This window comes from Kocuria sp. LHG3120 (genome assembly GCF_049897445.1).
Classification (GTDB): Bacteria; Actinomycetota; Actinomycetes; order Actinomycetales; family Micrococcaceae; genus Kocuria; species Kocuria rosea.
Window position 1 is genome coordinate 245628 of the sequence record NZ_JAFCWG010000003.1, and the last position, 19658, is coordinate 265285.

18 protein-coding genes and 2 riboswitches are annotated in these 19658 nt (G+C 73.2%); of the genes, 10 read left to right on the forward strand and 8 right to left on the reverse strand.

The genetic code is table 11. The features are described from left to right. The first annotated feature begins 16 nt into the window (after nt 1–16). From purL to cls, 3 genes are all read left to right on the forward strand, one after another. Nucleotides 17–2314 (forward strand): phosphoribosylformylglycinamidine synthase subunit PurL, encoded by a 2298-nt coding sequence (gene purL / locus ACP7CD_RS08090; protein WP_426119864.1) that lies wholly within the window; start codon nt 17–19, stop codon nt 2312–2314. A 91-nt stretch (nt 2315–2405) separates the two neighbouring features. Further along, a complete protein-coding gene (locus ACP7CD_RS08095; RefSeq protein WP_426119866.1) occupies nt 2406–2924 on the forward strand; it encodes a GNAT family N-acetyltransferase in 519 nt (172 codons plus the stop codon). Between the two features lie 31 nt (nt 2925–2955). Further along, the gene (cls, locus tag ACP7CD_RS08100; RefSeq protein WP_426119868.1) at nt 2956–4449 is read left to right on the forward strand and encodes a cardiolipin synthase; all 1494 of its coding nucleotides are present in this window, start codon (nt 2956–2958) and stop codon (nt 4447–4449) included. A gap of 16 nt (nt 4450–4465) precedes the next feature. Here cls and ACP7CD_RS08105 read toward each other — a convergent pair whose 3' ends face one another. The 4 genes from ACP7CD_RS08105 to ACP7CD_RS08120 form a co-directional block, all read right to left on the reverse strand. Then, on the reverse strand, nt 4466–5293 hold the full coding sequence (locus ACP7CD_RS08105; protein ID WP_426119870.1) for an anti-sigma factor domain-containing protein: 828 nt from the start codon (nt 5291–5293) through the stop codon (nt 4466–4468). Then, on the reverse strand, nt 5277–5840 hold the full coding sequence (locus tag ACP7CD_RS08110) for an RNA polymerase sigma factor (protein ID WP_368795064.1): 564 nt from the start codon (nt 5838–5840) through the stop codon (nt 5277–5279). The genes ACP7CD_RS08105 and ACP7CD_RS08110 overlap by 17 nt, the downstream gene beginning before the upstream one ends. Nucleotides 5841–5969: 129 nt before the next feature. Continuing rightward, entirely contained in the window at nt 5970–6581 is a 612-nt protein-coding gene (locus ACP7CD_RS08115; RefSeq protein ID WP_426119873.1) for a class F sortase, read from the reverse strand. A 176-nt stretch (nt 6582–6757) separates the two neighbouring features. Then, on the reverse strand, nt 6758–7576 hold the full coding sequence (locus tag ACP7CD_RS08120) for a DUF4397 domain-containing protein (protein WP_133409026.1): 819 nt from the start codon (nt 7574–7576) through the stop codon (nt 6758–6760). A gap of 226 nt (nt 7577–7802) precedes the next feature. Here ACP7CD_RS08120 and ACP7CD_RS08125 point away from each other — a divergent pair, with 226 nt between their 5' ends. Continuing rightward, nucleotides 7803–8549 (forward strand): SDR family NAD(P)-dependent oxidoreductase, encoded by a 747-nt coding sequence (locus ACP7CD_RS08125; protein ID WP_426119875.1) that lies wholly within the window; start codon nt 7803–7805, stop codon nt 8547–8549. A 39-nt stretch (nt 8550–8588) separates the two neighbouring features. On the opposite strand, the gene ACP7CD_RS08130 is transcribed toward ACP7CD_RS08125, so the two are convergent. Beyond that, nucleotides 8589–8807, reverse strand: coding sequence for a hypothetical protein (locus ACP7CD_RS08130; RefSeq protein ID WP_017833866.1), 219 nt, complete (start codon nt 8805–8807; stop codon nt 8589–8591). A 160-nt stretch (nt 8808–8967) separates the two neighbouring features. Here ACP7CD_RS08130 and ACP7CD_RS08135 point away from each other — a divergent pair, with 160 nt between their 5' ends. Beyond that, nucleotides 8968–10098 carry a Vms1/Ankzf1 family peptidyl-tRNA hydrolase gene (locus ACP7CD_RS08135; RefSeq protein ID WP_368795068.1) on the forward strand — a complete coding sequence of 377 codons (1131 nt, stop codon included), beginning with the start codon at nt 8968–8970 and terminating at the stop codon, nt 10096–10098. Nucleotides 10099–10190: 92 nt separating this feature from the next. Here ACP7CD_RS08135 and ACP7CD_RS08140 read toward each other — a convergent pair whose 3' ends face one another. Both ACP7CD_RS08140 and ACP7CD_RS08145 read right to left on the reverse strand, forming a co-directional pair. Continuing rightward, on the reverse strand, nt 10191–11609 hold the full coding sequence (locus tag ACP7CD_RS08140) for an LLM class flavin-dependent oxidoreductase (RefSeq protein ID WP_426119878.1): 1419 nt from the start codon (nt 11607–11609) through the stop codon (nt 10191–10193). A gap of 78 nt (nt 11610–11687) precedes the next feature. After that, nucleotides 11688–11802, reverse strand: a riboswitch (SAM riboswitch). Between the two features lie 129 nt (nt 11803–11931). Beyond that, complete coding sequence (locus tag ACP7CD_RS08145) at nt 11932–12396, reverse strand: CoA-binding protein (RefSeq protein WP_017833863.1); 465 nt, start codon at nt 12394–12396, stop codon at nt 11932–11934. Nucleotides 12397–12576: 180 nt separating this feature from the next. Between ACP7CD_RS08145 and ACP7CD_RS08150 the strand changes: the two genes are divergently transcribed. After that, the gene (locus ACP7CD_RS08150) at nt 12577–13542 is read left to right on the forward strand and encodes a hypothetical protein (protein WP_426119881.1); all 966 of its coding nucleotides are present in this window, start codon (nt 12577–12579) and stop codon (nt 13540–13542) included. Between the two features lie 97 nt (nt 13543–13639). Here the strand turns inward: ACP7CD_RS08150 and ACP7CD_RS08155 are convergent, their stop codons facing one another. Next, nucleotides 13640–14317, reverse strand: a complete 678-nt coding sequence (locus tag ACP7CD_RS08155; RefSeq protein ID WP_426119883.1) for a maleylpyruvate isomerase N-terminal domain-containing protein — start codon at nt 14315–14317, stop codon at nt 13640–13642. A 107-nt stretch (nt 14318–14424) separates the two neighbouring features. Further along, nucleotides 14425–14529: riboswitch (SAM riboswitch) on the forward strand. 5 nt (nt 14530–14534) lie between these two features. On the opposite strand from ACP7CD_RS08155, the gene ACP7CD_RS08160 reads away from it, so the two are divergent. The 4 genes from ACP7CD_RS08160 (at nt 14535) to ACP7CD_RS08175 (ending at nt 19511) form a co-directional block, all read left to right on the forward strand. Continuing rightward, nucleotides 14535–15368, forward strand: coding sequence for an ABC transporter ATP-binding protein (locus ACP7CD_RS08160; protein ID WP_426119885.1), 834 nt, complete (start codon nt 14535–14537; stop codon nt 15366–15368). Nucleotides 15369–15463: 95 nt separating this feature from the next. Then, nucleotides 15464–16507 (forward strand): aliphatic sulfonate ABC transporter substrate-binding protein, encoded by a 1044-nt coding sequence (locus ACP7CD_RS08165; protein ID WP_426119887.1) that lies wholly within the window; start codon nt 15464–15466, stop codon nt 16505–16507. Next, entirely contained in the window at nt 16504–17325 is an 822-nt protein-coding gene (locus ACP7CD_RS08170; RefSeq protein ID WP_095649792.1) for an ABC transporter permease, read from the forward strand. The genes ACP7CD_RS08165 and ACP7CD_RS08170 overlap by 4 nt, the downstream gene beginning before the upstream one ends. Nucleotides 17326–17384: 59 nt before the next feature. Continuing rightward, nucleotides 17385–19511 (forward strand): AMP-binding protein, encoded by a 2127-nt coding sequence (locus ACP7CD_RS08175; RefSeq protein WP_426119889.1) that lies wholly within the window; start codon nt 17385–17387, stop codon nt 19509–19511. Nucleotides 19512–19658 lie beyond the last annotated feature (147 nt).

The window sequence follows — 19658 nt, forward strand, 5'->3', positions numbered from 1 at the left end:
GGACACCGAGCACTCCATGAGCGACAAGCACTTCAACCTGGACACCGTCGAGCACGCGACGGCCACCCCCGACACCGAGCTGCCCTGGGCCGAGCTGGGCCTCAAGGACAACGAGTTCGAGGAGATCAAGAAGATCCTCGGCCGCCGGCCCACCGCCGCGGAGCTCGCCATGTACTCGGTCATGTGGTCCGAGCACTGCTCCTACAAGTCCTCCAAGGTCCACCTGCGCCAGTTCGGCGAGAAGGTCACCGAGGAGATGAAGAAGGACCTGCTGGTGGGAATCGGCGAGAACGCCGGCGTCACCGACCTCGGGGACGGCTGGGCCGTGACCTTCAAGATCGAGTCCCACAACCACCCGTCCTACGTGGAGCCCTACCAGGGCGCCGCCACGGGCGTCGGCGGGATCGTGCGCGACATCATCTCGATGGGCGCCCGGCCCGTGGCCGTCATGGACCCGCTGCGCTTCGGGGCGATCGACCACCCGGACACCGCCCGCGTGGTGCACGGCGTGGTGGCGGGCGTGGGCGGCTACGGCAACTCCCTGGGCCTGCCCAACGTGGGCGGGGAGGTCGTCTTCGACTCCTGCTACCAGGGCAACCCGCTCGTCAACGCGCTCGCCGTGGGCGTGATGCGCCACGAGGACATCCGCCTCGCCAACGCCTCCGGCGTGGGCAACAGGGTGGTGCTGTTCGGCGCCCGCACCGGCGGCGACGGCATCGGGGGCGCCTCCGTGCTCGCCTCGGAGTCCTTCGACGACGCCAAGCCGTCCAAGCGGCCGGCCGTCCAGGTCGGCGACCCGTTCGCGGAGAAGGTGCTCATCGAGTGCTGCCTCGAGCTGTTCAAGGGCTCCCTCGTGGAGGGCATCCAGGACCTGGGGGCCGCGGGCATCTCGTGCGCCACCTCGGAGCTGGCCTCCAACGGGGAGGGCGGCATGCACGTGGACCTGACCCAGGTGCTCCTGCGCGACCCCACCCTGACCCCGGGCGAGATCCTCATGTCGGAGTCCCAGGAGCGCATGATGGCGGTCGTGACCCCCGAGAAGGTCGCCGCCTTCGAGGCCGTGATGGACAAGTGGGACGTCGAGCACTCCTGGATCGGCGAGGTCACCGGCACCGGCCGGCTCGTGATCGAGTGGGACGACGAGGTCATCGTCGACGTCGACCCCCGCACCGTCGCCCACGAGGGCCCCGTCTACGACCGGCCCTACACCCGGCCCGCGGACCAGGACCGGCTCCAGGCCGACCGGTTCGCCGGCTCCCCGGCCGACGCCGGGCGGCCCTCGGGCGCGGAGCTCAAGCACGCCGTCCTCGAGCTCATGGCCTCCCCGAACCTCTGCGCCAAGGACTGGGTCACCGACCAGTACGACCGCTATGTGCAGGGCAACACCGCCATGGCGATGCCCGACGACGCCGGGGTGGTCCGCGTGGACGAGGAGACCGGCCTCGGCGTGGCCCTGTCCACCGACTGCAACGGCCGCTACGCCTACCTGGACCCGTACGCCGGCGCGCAGCTGGCCCTGGCCGAGGCCTACCGCAACGTGGCCACCGCCGGCGCCCGCCCCGCGGCCGTCTCCGACTGCCTGAACTTCGGCTCCCCCGAGGACCCGGAGACCATGTGGCAGTTCGCCGAGGCCGTGCGCGGGCTCGCCGACGGCTGCCAGCAGCTGGGGGTGCCCGTGACGGGCGGCAACGTCTCCCTCTACAACCAGACCGGCGGCGTGGCCATCCACCCGACGCCCGTGGTGGCGGTGCTGGGCGTGCTCGACGACGTCCGGCGACGCACGCCGTCGGGCTGGCGCGAGGACGGCCAGGCGATCTACCTGCTCGGGACCACCCGGGACGAGCTGGACGGCTCCGAGTGGGCGAACCTGCGCGGGCACCTCGGCGGGCTCCCCCCGGCCGTGGACCTCGCCCAGGAGAAGCTGCTCGGCGACCTGCTGATCAACATGTCCCGCGACGGCATGATCGACGCCGCGCACGACGTCGCCGAGGGCGGCCTCGCGGCGACCCTCGCCGAGATGGCGCTGCGCTTCGACACCGGTGCGCGCATCGGGCTGGGCGAGGTGTGCGAGCGCGACGGCGTGGACCTGTTCACCATGCTCTTCTCCGAGACCCAGGGACGGGCCGTGGTGGCCGTGCCCCGCAGCGAGGAAGTACGGTTCAAGGACATGTGCACCATGCGCGCCTATCCGCACACGCGGATCGGCGTGGTGGACACCGAGAACCGCGCGCTGGACGTGCAGAGCGAGTTCGGCATCGGCCTGGACGAGCTGCGCACGGCGCACGAGGGCACGCTGCCGAAGTACTTCGGCTGATCCGCCGGGGGCGGATCCCCGCCCCCGGCACCCCGCTCCGCGGATCCCCTGTCCACCCTCGGCACCCGGACCCGCAGAAAGCAGCACCAGCATGACTGAGGACCTCGAGGCCCAGCGCCCCGCACCCGTCCTGGAGACGGAACGGCTCCTGCTCCGCCCCTTCACCGCCGAGGAGCTCGACGCCGTGGCGGCCGGCGAGCACGGCGCCCACTTCGCCCGCGGCTTCCCGACCGCCGAGGACATGGACTTCGCCCGCGAGTCCCTCATGGCCGGGGGCTACTTCTTCACGGAGTCCGTGTACGCGCGGATGGCCATCGTGGAGAAGTCGACCGGCGAGATCGTCGGCACGGCCGGCTTCGTGGGCCCCCCGATCGACGACGAGCTCGAGATCGTGGGGTCCCTCGCCGCGGACCGCCGGAACCTGGGCTACGCCCAGGAGGGCATCACCGCGCTGCTCGGCGTCGCGTTCGCGGACCCCGCGGTCACCGGGGTGCGCGCCAGCGTGCCCGCGGACAACGCGCCGGCCGCGCAGGTGCTCGTCGCCGCGGGCTTCGTCCACCGCGAGACCCCCGGCCCGGAGACCGACTACGTCCTGCCGCGCCCTGCGTAGACCGCGCGGCGCCGGAACCTAGACTGGCGAGGTGATCCCGGCCCTGTTCCCCTTCAGCGGCATCCCCGCGCACCTCCTCCCGGAGACCGCGACGCTCGTGGTGCTGGTGCTGGGCCTGCTCATCAACCTGGTGGCCCTGGGCTGGATCCCCCACAACCGGCGGCCCTCGGTGGCCCTGGCCTGGCTGCTCGCGATCTTCCTGCTGCCCTATGTGGGGATCCTGCTGTTCCTGGCCATCGGCTCCGCCAAGCTGCCGAAGAAGCGGATGGCGATGCAGGCGAAGATGAACGACGTCATCCGCGAGAACACCCCGGACCTCCACATCCTGGGCAACACGGACGAGGAGCTGCCCGAGTGGGTCGGCTCCACCGCGGCCCTGAACTACAAGCTCGGCGCCCTGCCCATGGTCGGCGGCAACTCCTTCGAGATCCTCACCGACAACCACGAGGCGATGCGGACCATGGCGGACGCCGTGGACCGGGCCCGGGACTACGTCCACTTCGAGTTCTACATCGTGGCCATCGACGACGCCTCGCGCCCCCTCCTGGAGTCCCTGGTGCGCGCCCACCGGCGGGGGGTGCGGGTGCGGGTGCTCATCGACCACCTCGGCTCCGTGGGCTACCCGGGGTACCGGGGGATGATCAAGCGCTTCGACGAGGCGGGGCTGCCATGGCAGCGCATGCTGCCCGTCCGCCCGTGGAAGGGCGAGTGGCAGCGGCCCGACCTGCGCAACCACCGCAAGATCCTCGTGGTCGACGGCTCCCTGGCCTACACGGGCTCGCAGAACATCATCCACCGCTCCTACAACAAGCGCCGGAACCGCCGGAAGGGACTCGAGTGGAAGGACCTGATGCTCGAGTGCACCGGTCCCGTGGTCGCCGAGCTCAACGCCCTGTTCACGAGCGACTGGTACTCCGAGACCGGCGACCTCCTGCTCGACGAGGCCGCCCGCGACCTCCCGGACACCCAGGGGCCGGTCTTCGCCCAGGTCGTGCCCTCCGGCCCCGGGTTCGAGACCGAGAACAACCTGCGCCTGTTCAACCACCTGATCTACAACGCCAACGAGCAGATCGTCATCGCCAGCCCGTACTTCGTCCCGGACGAGTCGCTGATGCACGCGCTGACCACCGAGGCGCAGTCCGGGGTGGACGTGCGGCTGTTCGTGGGCGAGACCTCCGACCACTTCCTCGCCTACCACGCGCAGAACTCCTACTACCAGGAGCTCGTCGCGGCCGGCGTGAAGATCTACCGGTACCGCGCCCCCACCGTGCTGCACGCCAAGTTCGTGCTCGTCGACGACTACGTCTCCGTGATCGGCTCGTCCAACATGGACGAGCGCTCGTTCGCCCTGGACCTCGAGGTCTCCGTGTTCATCGCGGACCGGGACTTCCGGCGGCGGATGGACGCGGTGGTCGCCGAGTTCCACGAGGCCAGCACCCTGCTGGACTTCGACGCGTGGAACCGGCGGCCGCTGTGGCACAAGTACGCCGACAACGTGGCCCGGCTGACCTCGGCCCTGCTCTGAGGGGCCGAGCCCGCGCTCAGACCTCCAGGACGCCGCGCACGATCGAGTCCCCCGAGTGCGTCGGGTCGCCGTCGATCGGCTCGTTCGAGACGTCCACGACCGGGAACTCGCCGACGTCCAGGTTCTCGGGCAGCACGAACACCGCCTCGTCCCCCGCCATCACGCCCAGGCTGACCATCCGCTGCGCGTCGGGGGCGAGCAGCCAGACCTCCTTGAACCCGTCCACGTCGGCGGGGTCGGTCCGCACCACCAGCTGACGGGTGCCGTCCGGGCGCTCGTCCACCTCCGCCGAGCCGCGGGCGGTGTAGCCGGCCAGGGGCTCGAGCTGCGCCGTGGCCAGCACCGTGGGATCCGGCTCCAGGCCCAGCCGCTGCGCGCCCCAGACCGAGACGCCGCCCACGACCAGCGCCGCGGCGGCCGCGGCGGCCGCCAGGGGGTACGGCACCCCGCGCCGGGGCCTCCGCCGGCGGGCGTCGAGGTCGACGACGGTCGCCCCGCCGCGCCCTGCGGCGTCGTCGGCCCGCGTGCTGTCCGCGGCACCCGGGGGGTCGCCGGCGATGCCGTCTCCGGCGGAGGCGTCGCCGCGGGCGCCGTCCCGGGCACCGGCGAGCGGATCCGCCGCGACCTCGTCGGAGAGGCCCAGCTCGGCGTGGATCGCGGCCCAGACGCCGGGGCCGGGGGCCGTCAGGGCGGGCGCCTCGGCCCGGCCAGCGTGCACGACGCGCTGCAGGGACGCGAGCTCGGCCGCGCAGTCCGGGCAGGAGGCGACGTGCTCCTGGCTCTGGGGGTCGACGGCCTCACCCAGAGCCAGGAGCGTCAGCGACTCCTCACTCAGGTGTGCCATGTCCGTCTCCCAATCGTGTTCGCAGGTTCGTGAGGCCGCGCCTCAGATGACTCTTGACCGTGCCGAGGGGCAGGTCCAGGTGCTGTGCGATCTGCTGGTGCGTGAGCTCCTCGTAGAACGCCAGCGCCATGATCGTCGACTTCGGGGGCCCGAGCCGCTCGACCTCCGCCCGCACCACGAGCCGGTCCACCAGCAGGTCCGACTCCTCGTGCCGCGGCTCCCGGTCGGTGCGCACTGCGTCCGCCTGGCGCCGCTCCGCCTCGCGGCCGGCGGTCCTCGCGGCGTCGGCGATGCAGTTGCGCGCGATCCCGATGAGCCAGGCGGGGGCCGAGGAGTGCTCGGGGCGGTAGCCGGACCGGTACTTCCACGCCCGGATGAAGACCTCCTGCACCACGTCGTCGGCACCCGCGTCGTCGCGCAGGGCCCGGAGGGCGAGACCCCGGATGACCCCGGCGCAGTGCCGGTACGCGGCACTCAGCGCCTGCTCGTCCCCCGCGGCGAACGCGGCGTCGAGCTCGGGTCCCCATTCCGGGGGCGGCGTCGGCATCGTGGAAGGGCTCCTCGTGGGGCGGAGGTCGTGGTCGCGGACGGCCGGGCGGTGCCCGGGCGCACGAGTCGTGCCCAGCCTAGTGGACACCGGCCATCCGGTCATGCGCCTCTCGCCTCCCTCCGCCGCTCAGGGCACCGGGACCGCCCGCAGCACCACGTTGTCCTCGTAGTCCCCGATCTCCTCGAGCCACTCCCCGCCGCACGTCACGAGGTGGAGCACCGGCTCGCCGGTCCGGCGGAACAGGTCCGCCTCCGCGAGGGACTTCTTGTGCACGTGCTGGACGGACTCGGTGCGGTAGCGCTGGACGCTCCCGTCCGCGCGCTCCACCCGGACCTCCGCCCCGACCGGCACGTCCTCGAGCTGCGCCATCGGCGTGACCTCGGTGAGGGTGTCGACGTGGCCGGCGACGACCGCGGCGCCCTCGTCCGCCCCGGGGGACGGACCGTACCGGTACCAGCCCAGCTCCACGTGGTTGTCCGGGATGGTCATGGCCCCGTTGTCCTCGACCCCCACCGGGACCACCGGCATGTCGATCGGGGAGCCGTCCACGACCACCCGCACGGGCGCCGGGACCTTCTCGGCGGGAGCCTGGGTGGCGGGAGCGACCGGGATCTCCGCGGGTGCCGCGGCGGACTGCGCCGGGACCTCCGCGGAGACAGGACGGTCGAGGCCGGCGAGTGCCGGCACCGAGTCCTCGCCCTGGTACGGTCCCGCCGCCAGGGAGTTCGCGGGCGGCACGGCCCCGCTCTCCGGGAGAGCGGTGACGGCCGCTGCCGCGAGCAGGGACACCGAGGCGACCGCCCCGGCACCCACCGCCGCCAGACGACGACGACGGGTGCCGGGAGTTGTCGGTCCGGGCGCGCGGTGGGCCGCAGCCTGCCGCGCACCCGGACCGTGCCTGTCAGGACCGCTCACTACCGGCGGTTCCCCGCGAGCACCCGGCGGGCACCGTACGCCGCGCCGATCAGCCCGAGCGCACCGGCGGCCGCGAGGCCGGCGGTCAGCATCGTGCGCTGCTCCTGGGCCGCGAGACCGGACTGGCCGCCCGGCACGGCCTCGGGCGCCTGCTCCATGCCCTCCAGGGTCTGGACGGCGAGGTCCAGGTTCCCGGCCTCGAGGGAGCCCCACGCGTACACGATGTTGTGGGTGCCCTCGGCGAGCTCGAGATCGGCGGGGCCGATGACCGGGTCGGTGGTGCCCGCCGCGGCCACGGACGCGGAGACCGTGCCGGCGTCGACCGGGAGGGTCTCCTCGTTCGGGTTCTCGAGGCCGGTGATGATCGCCTGGTCGCCCGCGAGGACGTCCACGGCCGGGGCCGCGGCCACGTGCCGGACGGTCAGGTGCGACTTCCCGGCCTCGATCTCGGACATGTCGTTGGTGAACAGGGCGGCCGTCGGGTTGCCCTCGGCGTCGAGGTGGGCCGCGGCCGTGTAGCTCATCCCGGTCTGCAGGTCGGCGGTGACGGGACCGATGATCGGCTCCGAGGCGTCGGCGGCGTCGGGGGCCGTGATGGCCAGGTCGTAGCTGCCGGCGGGCAGCTCCAGCGGGCCGGCCAGGGTTCCCGGCTCGAAGTCGTCGAGGGTGAGCTCACCGTTGACGTAGACGTCCACGACGGTGTCGGGGACACCGTGGAGCACGGAGAGCTCGGCGTGCTCGGCGGCGAACGCCGGGCTCATGCTGAGGGCACCGGCACCGAGGCCGAGGACTGCTGCGGCGGAAAGGGTCTTGCGCATGGTAACTGCTCCTTGAACGGGCTCCCTGGCGGAAGCGGAATCGACCTTGCACCCGTACTACTGCCGCGGACCCCTCCGTGGATGCAGCAGGTCACATTTTTTCCGAGAAGTTTTTCCGGACCCGTTCCGCACCACAATGAAGAGGGCGGCGCCGTGGCCCGCGCGGCCCCCGGTAGCCGCCGTCCGGGCACCCGCCCGGGCACCTCTCGCACCTCCAGGAGGAACCGTGGACACCCACCGCTTCACCGGCAGGACCGCCGTCGTCACCGGGGCGGGCTCGGGCATCGGGCGCGCCACCGCGCTGCGGCTGGCCGGCGAGGGGGCCACCGTGGTGGTGGTCGACCTGTCGGCCCGCCGGCTGGAGGCCCTGGTGGCGGGCGCGCCGCGCCTGCCGCTCTTCCCCGTGCTCGCGGACCTCACGGACGAGGGGGCGGTGGGCCGCGTGCTGGCGGCGACCGAGGGGCGGCTCGACGTGCTGGTCAACAACGCCGGGATCATGGACCGCTTCGAGTCCGTGGCCGAGGTGGACGACGCGACGTGGGACCGGGTCTTCGCCGTGAACGTCGGCTCCGTCATGCGGCTGACCCGCGCGGCGATCCCGCTGCTCCGGGTCTCCGGACGGGGAGCGATCGTCAACGTGGCCTCCGAGGCGTCCCTGCGCGGCTCCGCCGCGGGCGCGGCCTACACCGCCTCCAAGCACGCGGTGGCCGGGCTGACGAAGAGCACCGCCCTCATGCACGCCGCGGACGGCATCCGCACCAACGCGGTCGCCCCCGGCGCCACGGCCACGGGCATCGAGGCGCCCATGCTCTCGGACCTCTTCCCCGGACGGATGGCGGGGTTCATGCAGAACATCCCCTACACGGCCACGGCCGAGCAGGTCGCCGCCGTCATCGTCTTCCTCGCGAGCGACGACGCCTCCAACGTCAACGGCGTGATCATGCCCTCGGACGGCGGCTGGTCCGCGGTGTGACGCACCGCGCGGGGTCCGTGCCCCCGCGCGGTGCGCGGCTCACTCCTCCTCGAGCGTGGAGACCTCCTGCGGCTCGTCGAGGACGACCTCCTGGTCCTGCTCCACGAGGTCGTCGGGGTTCGCCTCGAGGGAGGACGCCTCCGAGCGGTCGGGCGCGTGCACCGGAGCCTCCTCGTCCTGGTCGTCGAGATCCTGCTGATCGGCGTCGATCGACTGCTCGAGCCGGTCGGCCTCGTCGTACTCGGGTACGTCGCTCATGGCTGCCTCCTGCGTCGTGGGACCTGCGGGACCACCGGCCGTGGGACCGGTCGTGTGCCTCCGACCCTACTCGTCGGGTCGTCTGTTCCCAGCCCCCTGGTGGTCGGATAACGTGGTCTGCACCACAGGAAGCACCGCTCAACAGCAGGAGTTGTCGATCATGACGAGCCGATTCCACCGCTACGCCGAACTGTTCAAGAGCAAGGGCCCCTGGTGCACCGTCTACACGGACATCAGCACCGGCACCGTCGACTCGCTGCACGCCATCGACGTGCTTCCGGAGAACATCTGCCGAGAGCTGGAGCGCCAGGGCGCGAGCAAGGCCGATCTCGCCGCGGTGGAGGCCGCCGTGCGCCCGGCCGAGGGCGTGCCGGACCCGGTGTGCCGGTACCTGCTGGTGCGCGGAGGCACCGTGGAGATCGACGAGGTCCTCCCCGGTCCCCGGGCCGGCCGCGGTGTCCTCCAGGTGGAGGACGTCCCCGATCTCACTCCCCTGTTCCGGCACCGCCCGGACGACTTCCCGTACGTGGTCGCCGAGGTGGGCCGGGACGGCGGCGAGATCTGCCTCCAGCACGCCAGCCGCGTCCGGGCCGCGGACGAGCAGCAGATCGAGGGCGAGACCGAGCACCTGAAGAAGTTCCCCGGGGGCGGCTGGTCGCAGGGGCGCTGGCAGCGGCACACGGAGGACGTGTGGCGGCGCAACACCGAGCAGGTGGCCGAGCAGATCGACAAGGTCGTGGCCGAGAGCGGGGCGCAGCTCGTCGTCCTGGCCGGGGACCTGCGGGCCCGGGGCCTGGTCGAGGAGCAGCTGTCCAAGGCGACCCGGGCGATGCTGAGCGTCGTGGACGCCAACACCCGGGCGGAGGGCAGCAAGTCCGCCGACTTCGACCACCAGGTCGAGGAGCGCGTGGCGGAGGTCGTGGCGCACCGCCAGCAGGCGCTGCTCGAGCGGCTCGCCGAGCAGCAGGGACGCGCGGACCCCACCGCCGTCTCGGGGATGGCGCCCGTGGTCTCGGCCCTGCAGCAGGCCCAGGCGGAGACGCTGCTGCTCGACGACACCCACCTGGACACGGAGCAGCAGCTCATCGCCCTGGACGCCGAGCCGTGGATCGCCCTGGAGGAGTCGGAGGCCGTGGGCGCCGGCGTGCTGGGCCGGGTCTCCGCCGACGCCGCGCTGGTGCGCGCCGCGGTGCTGACCGACGGCCGCCCCGTCTTCGTGCCGCCGGGGGCGCTGCCCCACGGCACGGACGTCGCGGCCCTGCTGCGCTGGAGCGCCGCACCGGCGTCCTGACCCGGCGCGGACGAGGGGCCCCCGCACGCGGGGGCCCTCGTCCGTGCCCTGCCCCGCGCTCCCGGCGGAGCCGCAAACTCAGGGGACGGGGTTCAGAGGGCCAGCTGGCGGGCGGGGGTGTCCGCGGCGGAGGGCCTGCCCGCGTAGGCACCCCGGAACGCGGCGGCGGGGTGGGTGCCGAGCACCTTGGTCTGCCCCTTGCCGTAGAGGTTCTCGCGCAGCGTGGTGCCCTCGTACCCGGTGCGGTAGCGGCCGCGCTTCTGCAGCTCCGGCACGACCCACTCCACGAAGTCCTCGAACGAGCCCGGGGACACGTGGTAGGCGAGGTTGATGCCGTCCAGCCCGCCCTCGTCGATCCACCGCTCGAGCTCGTCGGCCACGGTCTGCGGGGACCCGACGATCGGCACGCCCATGCCGCCCATCGAGATGTGCTTGGCGACCTCCTTGATCGTCCACTTCTTGTGCGGGTCGGCCGTGGTGAAGGGGGTCAGGAAGGACTGGATGGAGTCGGTCTTGATGTACTCCAGGACGTCGTTCTCGTCGTAGCGGCCCAGGTCCAGCCCGGACCAGCCGCCCACGAGGCCCAGCGCGCCGTCGGTGTCGGCGTACCGCTCGTAGTCGCGGCGCTTCTGCTCGGCCTTCGCGTCGGTCTCGTCGACGATCACGTGCAGCATGGCGAAGATCTTGAGGTCGTCCCGGTTCCGGCCGCTGGCCTCCGCCTCGTCGCGCAGCTTGTCGGTCACCACCCGGGTCAGGTCCGGGCGGATGCCGCCCACGAACACCGCCTCCGCGTGGCGGCCGGCGAACGCCCGCCCGCGGGAGGAGGCCCCGGCCTGGAAGATCAGCGGCGTGCGCTGCGGGGACGGCTCGGTCAGCCCGATGCCGGGGACGTCGAAGTACTTGCCGTGGTGCTGGATGGGGTGCACGAGCGCCGGGTCGGCGAAGACCCCGTTGACCCGGTCGCGCCGGACCGCGCCGTCCTCCCAGGAGCCCTCCCAGAGCTTGTAGCAGACCTCCATGAACTCCTCGGCGATCTCGTAGCGCTCGTCGTGGGAGATCTGCTCCGTCAGCCCGTGGTTCTCGGCGGCCGACTTCAGGGAGGACGTCACCACGTTGAAGCCCATCCGGCCCTTCGTGAGGTGGTCGAGGGTCGCGAACTTCCGGGCGAGCGGGTACGGCTGCTCGTAGGTGATCGCGCTCGTCACGCCGAAGCCGAGGTGCTTCGTCACGGCCGCCATCGCGGAGATCTGCATGAAGGGGTCGTTGACCGGGATCTGGGTGGCGTCCCGGATCACCGGGGCCGCGGAGTTCTGGTAGACGTCGTAGTACCCGACGACGTCCGCGAGGAACAGCGCGTCGAAGAGCCCCTTCTCCAGGACCTGGGCGACGTCCGTCCAGTACTCGATCGTGTTGTACTCGTCCGCCCGGGAGCGGGGGTGCTTCCACAGACCGGGGGCCTGGTGGCCCACGCAGGTCATGTCGAAGGCGTTCAGGGCGATGCGCTTGCTCATGGGGTGTTCCTCCCGGGTCGATGCCGACCCGCGCCCGTGCGTCGTGGAGACCTGCCCGCGGGTCCGACGCACTGGTGGGCGCCGTACTTGCCGCGGAGCACGTGCACCGCGGCCCGATGTTCATCTGGGGCACCCCGCTACGGGAGAGGGTTGCCGCCCGACCAGCCAGAGCTTCGTGTCGGGACTCGTCATCGTCGTCGGGGGACAGCTTAGCGGGTGGCCCCTGACCGGGTGCAACCCCTGTGCGGTCCCGCCGCACAGGGACGGCCCCGGCCGGCAGCGGGACGGTGCCGATCCGGTACGGGCGGCTCCGCCGGGTCGTTCAGCCGGGCGGGGCGAGCGGCGGGGTCCGGCCCGGGTCCAGGGTCCAGCCCCGCCGGAGCAGGGACCGGAGCTCGATCAGGGGGCAGGTGTCCATGACCACGTCGAGGCCGGCCCGCTCCGCCCGGGCGGCGGCGTCCTCGTCGACGACGCCCAGCTGCAGCCACACCGCGGCGGCGCCCACGGCGATGGCCTGGTCCACCACCGCGCCGACGCGGCGGGAGTTCACGAAGCAGTCCACCACGTCGATCGGCCCCGGGACCTCGGCGAGCGTGCGATGGCCGGGCTCGCCGTGCACCGGCTCGCCCTTCGGGTTGACCGGGACGATCGTCATGCCGAGGTCGTCCCGGATCCGCTTCGCCACCGAGTGCGCCGGACGGGCCGTGTTGCCGGTCAGCCCCACCACGGCCCACCGGCCGGGCCGGGTCATGAGGCGGTCGATGACGGCGGGGTCGTTGCGGCTCATGCCCCCAGCCTGGCACGGAACCCGTTCCCCCTCCTTCTTCCTCCGCGAGGTTGCACGTGTCGGCGACCTCAGGCCCGCGGGTCGCCGACACGTGCGACCGCGGCGGTGTCGCACGGAAGCGTCCTCCACAGGCCGACGACGACGCAGCCCGTCGCCCTCGACGACCTGTTGAGTCGTGCCATGCCCGCACCACGACCCGTTCCCTCCCCGCTCCGGCACGGCCCGTTCACCGCCGACGAGGCCGACGCCCTGGGCGTCACCGACTCCCAGCGCCGGGGGCTGCGGTACCGCACCCTCTCCCGCGGGGTGCACGAGATCGTGCCGTGCGGCCCGTCCGGCGAGGCGCGGACCACCGTGCTCGCCGGCGCCCGTCCCGTGCTCGCGCTGACCCAGGGCGGCGCGCTCAGCCACGCGAGCGCCGGTGTGGTCTGGGGCTTCCGGCTGCCGCGGCGGCTCCGGGGCGTCGCGCCGATCCACGTCACCCGCGCCAACGACGGTGCGCCTCCACGACGCCGTGGCGTGACCGGCCACCACGCGGAGCTCGCCCCTTGGGAGACCGTGGACGTGGACGGCGTCGTCGTCACGGTCCCGGTGCGGACGCTGCTGGACCTGGCACCGGTGCTGAGCCCGGACGAACTCGTGGCCTGCGTCGACGGCGTCGTCTGCGAGCACCGCCACGGTCTCCGGAGCGGCGTCCCACCGTTGGTGCCCCGGGCCGAGCTGCTGCGCCAGCTGCGCGGGTACGCGCGGCGACGGGGCGTGCGCAGACTCCGCCTCGCCGCGGAACGCTCCATGCCCGGCGTGGACTCGGCCCAGGAGACCCGACTCCGGCTGCTGCTGCAGGAGCACGGGATCGCGGAGGTGGTGGCCGACCACCGGATCGCCGCCCCGGACGGCACCGAGGTCCTCCCCGACCTCGCGGTCGAGTCCGCCCGGGTCAGCGTCCAGTACGAGGGCGCCCACCACGACCGCCCCGGTCAGCGCGAGATCGACATCCGGCGGCTGCGCCGCACGGAGGCCGCGGGCTGGACCGAGGTCCGCATCACCCATCGCGACCTCGTCGAGGACGTGGTGACACCGTCCGGGACCGTCCCGCGCGCGGTGGCGCTCGTGCGGAGCGCGATCCGCACCCGGGAACCGCACTGACCCCGCGGGGTCCGCACCGACCCCGCCGAGACAGCACGTGTCGGCGACCGGCGCGCCCGAGGTGGCCGCCACGTGCGACCTCGCGGAGGGGGGAGGGTCAGGAGAAGAGCGGCAGGAGGTCCGCGTGCGCGCCCAGCTCCGCCCGCTCCTGGGCGGTCAGCTCCGCCCGGCCGGTGCCCACGCGGGCGAAGTGCTCGTCGCTCCAGTGCTCGAGCGGTTCCCGCTCCCACAGGTCGGTGAGGACCCGGCGGACCTCGGCGAGCCCGTCCACAGCAGGACCCGGGGAGCCGTCCAGGTGCTGGATCAGGTCCAGGTGGTGCACCGTGGCCTCCACCGCGAGGGTGCTCAGCAGGTCCTCGACGCGCAGCACGTGCCCCTGGGTGCGGACCGCGCCGCCGCCGCAGTGCTGCGCCGCGTGCACGAGCGCCCGGGTGGTCTCGCGGTGGAGGGCGCGCACCGGCTCCCAGTCCAGGACCATGGACGCGACCACGCGGGTGTGGCGCCGGGCCTCGGCGGCCCCGGCGGGATCGCCGCCCCAGTCGGTCCAGTAGGTCGCGGCGTCCCGGTCGGGGCGGGCGGTGGTGGGCGTGTGCAGGGCGACCAGCCCCCGCAGGGCGTCCATCGCGCAGTGGTGGGTGAGGTCCCGGACCGACCACCCCGGGCAGCCGGTGGCGGCCCAGGAGTCGTCGTCGCCGAGCCCGTCGAGGACCGCGCCGAACGCCGTGCAGGCGTCGCGCACCAGGTCCGCCCGGGCCGGGCTGCTGCGGCTCGTCATGGGTCCATGGTGCGGCACGGAGGGCTCCCGTGCCAGCGATGTGTCGCGATCACCACGGATGCGACGGATTTGCCAGGGAACACGCCGAGGACGTTCAATTGGCGGTGTAACCATCCGGAGCGGCTGAGAGACCTGGCTCGTCGACGTCGCAGCAACCGGCACGGATCCGTCTGATCCTCCGTGCGAGGTGCTAATGCCAGGACCGATGGAGTTGATCATGAGCACTTCCCTGCTGGGCTCTGCGCCGGCCACCGCACCGGGCGCCGCGAAGCGCGCCTTCTCCGTGGCCTTCGAGCACGTCGGCAAGGCCTTCCCGTCCGGCCGCGAGACCCACCACGTCCTGCAGGACGTGGACGTCACGGCCCGGCCCGGCGAGGTCCTGGCGGTCCTGGGGCCCTCGGGGTGCGGCAAGTCCACGCTCCTGCGGGCCGCGGCGGGGCTCGACACCGCCTCGGCCGGACGGGTGCTCATCGACGGCACCCCCGTGTCCGGCATCGACCCGCGCTGCGCGGTCGCCTTCCAGGAGCCCCGCCTGCTGCCGTGGCGCTCGGTGCGCGAGAACGTCCGCCTGGGCCTGCCCCGCGGACTCCCCCGGGACGAGGGGGACGCCGTGATCGACGACCTGCTGCGCCTGGTGGGGCTCACCGCGCACGCCGGCCACCGTCCCCGCGCGATCTCCGGCGGCATGGCCCAGCGCGCGTCCCTGGCCCGGGCCCTGGCCCGCAATCCCGGGGTCCTGCTGCTCGACGAGCCCTTCGGCGCGCTCGACGCCCTGACCCGCCTGAAGATGCAGGACCTGCTGCTCACGATCCACGCGGCCCAGCCCACCACCGTCCTGCTCGTCACCCACGACGTCGACGAGGCGCTGCAGCTCGCGGACCGGATCGTGGTCCTAGGCCGGACCGGGCCCACCGCCCCCGCCTCGATCAGCACGATCCTCGCCGTCCCCGGCGAGCGCCCCCGGGACCGGGCCTCCGAGGTCCTCGCCGAGCTGCGCGTGCAGCTCCTCGGCCACCTCGGCGTCGACACCCACCACCCCGCGACCCGCTGACGCGGCCCGCCCCCACCCCGACTCCCCTCCCCGGACCAGCGGCGGCACCCGCCCGCGCCGCCCGGCACCGTCCGTCCACCACGAAAGGCTCCGCCATGCCCCTGCCCCAGCGCTCCGTCCGCACCGTCCCCGCACTCGCCGCCGTCCTGGCCCTGGGCCTGACCGGGTGCATGGCCGGTGAGGGCTCCGGTGAGCCGCCCGCGGAGGCCGCCGGGGACGGCACCGTCCGCGTGGACTGGGCCACCTACAACCCGCTCTCCGTGGTGATCAAGGAGAAGGGCTGGCTCGAGACCGCGTTCGCCGAGGAGGGCATCGAGGTGGAGTGGGTGCAGTCCGCCGGGTCGAACAAGGCCAACGAGGCGCTGCGCGCGGAGGCGGTGGACATCGGCTCCACCGCGGGCTCCGCGGCGCTGCTGGCCCGCAGCAACGGCACCCCGATCCGGGTGATCGATCTCTACTCGCAGCCGGAGTGGTCCGCCCTGGTCACCACCGCCGGCAGCGAGGTGCAGGAGGTCGCGGACCTCGAGGGCCGCACCGTGGCCGCGACCAAGGGCACCGACCCGTACTTCTTCCTGCTCCAGGCCCTCGACGAGGCCGGGGTGGACGCCGGGGACGTCACGATCCAGAACCTGCAGCACGCCGACGGCCGCGCCGCCCTGGAGAACGGCCAGGTGGACGCCTGGTCCGGGCTCGACCCGATCATGGCCGCCGCGGAGGAGAACGGCGCGGAGCTGTTCTACCGCAACGTCGACTTCAACACCTACGGCTTCCTCAACGCCCACGAGAGCTTCCTCGAGGAGCAGCCCGAGGCCGCCCAGACCGTGGTGGACGTCTACGCCTACGCCCGGCAGTGGGCGCAGGAGAACACGGAGGAGACCGCGCAGCTGCTCGCCGAGGCGGCCGGGATCGAGCTGTCCGTGGCCGAGAAGGTGCTCGAGCGCACCAACCTGGACATCGACCACGTGCCGGGCGACGAGCAGCTGGCGGTCCTCGAGAAGGTCGGGCCGATCTTCGTGGAGTCCGACGACGTGGCCGGCCAGGAGCAGATCGACGAGGCGCTCGGGAGCATCGTGGAGAGCTCCTACGCCGAGAACGCCGACGCCTCCCGCGCGGCCGAGCTGGTCGGGGACGGGCAGTGACGCAGCCCCTGGCCCCCGCCGAGGAGGCTCAGCGTCTCGAGGACGCCCCCGCCGCGGCCCCCCGGCGGCGGCCGCTGCTGCGCACCGGGCTGGGCCTGCTGCTCCCCGCCGCGCTGCTGGTGCTGTGGCACGTGCTGTCCACCGCCGGGGTCTTCAGCGCCGTGCAGCTGCCGGCCCCGCTCGCGGTGCTCGAGGCCGGGATCGGCCTGCTGGCCGGCGGGGACCTGTGGACCCACGTGGGCATCTCGACCCAGCGCGTGCTGATCGGCTTCCTGATCGGCGCCGGGCTCGGCCTCGTGGCCGGGTCCTTCATCGGCCTCTCCCGCTGGGGCTCCACGCTGGTGGGCCCCACGATCGGGGCGTTCCGCGCGGTGCCGTCCCTGGCGTGGGTGCCGCTGCTGCTGCTGTGGATCGGGCTCGGCGAGGACTCCAAGGTCACGCTGGTGGCCATCGGCGCGTTCTTCCCGGTCTACACCACGGTCTCCGCGGCCCTGCAGCACGTGGACCGCAACCTCATCGAGGCGGCGCGGGCGTTCGGGCTGCACGGGCTGCGCCTGCTCACCACGGTGCAGCTGCCGGCCGTCATGCCGTCGGTCATCTCGGGGCTGCGCCTGGCCCTGGCCCAGGCGTGGCTGTTCCTCGTGGCCGCCGAGCTGCTGGGCGCCTCCATGGGCCTGGGCTGGCTGCTCACCGACTCGCAGAACAACGGCCGCACCGACCGCCTGCTGCTCGCCATCGTGCTGCTCGCGGTGCTCGGCAAGGCGACGGACGCGCTGCTGGGGGTCTTCGAGAAGTGGGCCGCCAAGAAATGGGCCTGACACGTGCGCCTGGCACAGTGGAACCGTCGTCCGTGCCGGCCGGAAAGGACAGCAGCACCGTGAGCTTCAGCTGGAGCGACCCCTCCTCCCCCACCCCCAATCCCGCCCTGGTCTCGGACGAGGCCCGGATCGCCTTCTGGGAGGCGCAGGCGTCCCGCCTCGACTGGGCGCGGCCGTGGACCACCGCGCACCGCTTCGAGGCCCCGCGGCGGCTCGGGACGGACGAGCAGGGCGGCCCCACCTGGTCGGTCCCGGAGATCGCGTGGTTCGAGGGCGGCAGGCTCAACGTGGCCCACAACTGCGTGGACCGCCACGTCGAGGCCGGCCGCGGCGCCCACGTGGCCCTGTACTTCGAGGGGGAGCCCGGGGACCGGCTGGTCTACACCTACGCCGACCTGCAGCGGGAGGTCTCCCGCGCCGCCAACGCCCTGCTCGCGCTGGGCGTGGAGCAGGGCGACCGGGTGGTGATCTACCTCCCCGTCATCCCGGAGACCGTCATCATCACGCTGGCCTGCGCCCGCATCGGCGCGGTGCACTCCCTGGTCTTCGGCGGGTTCTCCGCCGAGGCGCTGCGCTTCCGCGTCGAGGACACCGGCGCCAAGGTCCTCGTGACCACGGACGGGCAGCACCGGCGCGGCGCCGTGGTGCCCGTGAAGGCCGTGGCCGACGAGGCCTGCAGCGGTGACAACGCGATCGAGCACGTCGTCGTCGTGCGCCGCACCTCCCGGCCCGGGCGCACGGACCTGCCGCGGGGCACCCGGGGAACGCACTCGAAGGAGGAGGACGCGGTCCCGTGGACGCGCGGGCGGGACGTGTGGTGGCACGAGCTGGTCGCCGAGCAGTCCGACGTGCACGTGCCCGAGGCGTTCGACGCCGAGACGCCGCTGTTCATCATCTACACCTCCGGGACCACCGGACGGCCCAAGGGCCTGGTGCACACGATGGGCGGCTACCTCGTGCAGACCGCCTACACCCACGCGCTGCTGTTCGACCTCCTGCCGGACGTGCTCGACGACGAGGGCCGGCTCCGCCCGGACGAGCTGGCCACCGTCAACGACCCCGCGAAGGTGGACTCGACCGTCCACTGGTGCACCGCGGACCTCGCGTGGGTCACCGCGCACACCTACGAGATCTACGGGCCGCTGGTCAACGGCGTGTCCGAGGTGATCTACGAGGGCACCCCGAACACCCCGCACTGGGGCCGGCACTTCGAGGTGATCGAGCGCTACGGGGTCACCGCCTACTACACGGCGCCCACGCTGATCCGCTCCCTGATGGGCGCGTTCCCGAAGGGCGTCCCGCCGCTCTACAACCTCAACTCGATCCGGCTGCTCGGCTCCGTGGGCGAGTCGATCAACCCCGAGGCCTGGCGCTGGCTGCGCGCACAGCTGGGCAGGGACGAGGTGCCGTTCGTGGACACGTGGTGGCAGTCCGAGACCGGCGCCACCGTGATGTCCCCGCGTCCGCACGACCCGCAGTTCGCGCCCCCGGGGACGTTCGACGACGGAGCCCCGCGCACCGCGCTCAAGCCCGGCTGCGCGACCCGGGCGGTCCCGGGGATCTCCACCCGCGTGGTCGACGAGGCCGGGGAGACGGTCCCGCCCGGGGTGCAGGGCTTCGTGGTGGTGGACCGGACCGGCCCCTCGATGGCCCGCACCGTGTGGGGCGACCCGCAGCGCTACCTGTCCTCCTACTGGGAGTCCTACGCGGAGCAGGGCTGGTTCCTGGCCGGGGACGGCGCCCGCTACGACGCGGAGGGGGACATCTACATCCTGGGGCGGGTCGACGACGTCATCAACGTCTCCGGGCACCGGCTGTCCACCATCGAGATCGAGTCGGCGCTCGTCACCCACCCGTGGGTGGTGGAGGCCGGCGCGGCGCCGGTGCGCGACGAGCTGACCGGGCACGCGGTGCTCGCCTACGTGGTGCTGACCCCCGAGGCCGGCCGGGTCCCGGCGGAGGAGCTGACCGCGGCCCTGCGCGAGCACGTGGCGCACGAGATCGGGCCGATCGCCAAGCCGCGGGCGGTCGTGGCGGTCCCCGACCTGCCGAAGACCCGGTCCGGGAAGATCACCCGGCGGCTGCTCGCGCAGCTGTGGGAGGGCGCCCCGCTCGGCGACCGGTCCTCGCTGCAGAACGAGGAGTCCCTCGAGCGCATCGCCGACGTCCTGGCCGCACGGCGCTAGCCCCCGCCGCGAGGGGTCGCTTCCGGCGCTCCTCCGGCCGCGAGGGGTCGCTTCCGGCGCTCCTCCGGCCGCGAGGGGTCGCTTCCGGTCGGAATGAGCTGCTCGCACCGGCGGAAAACGACCCCTCGCGCCGCCGCGGAGGCGGGA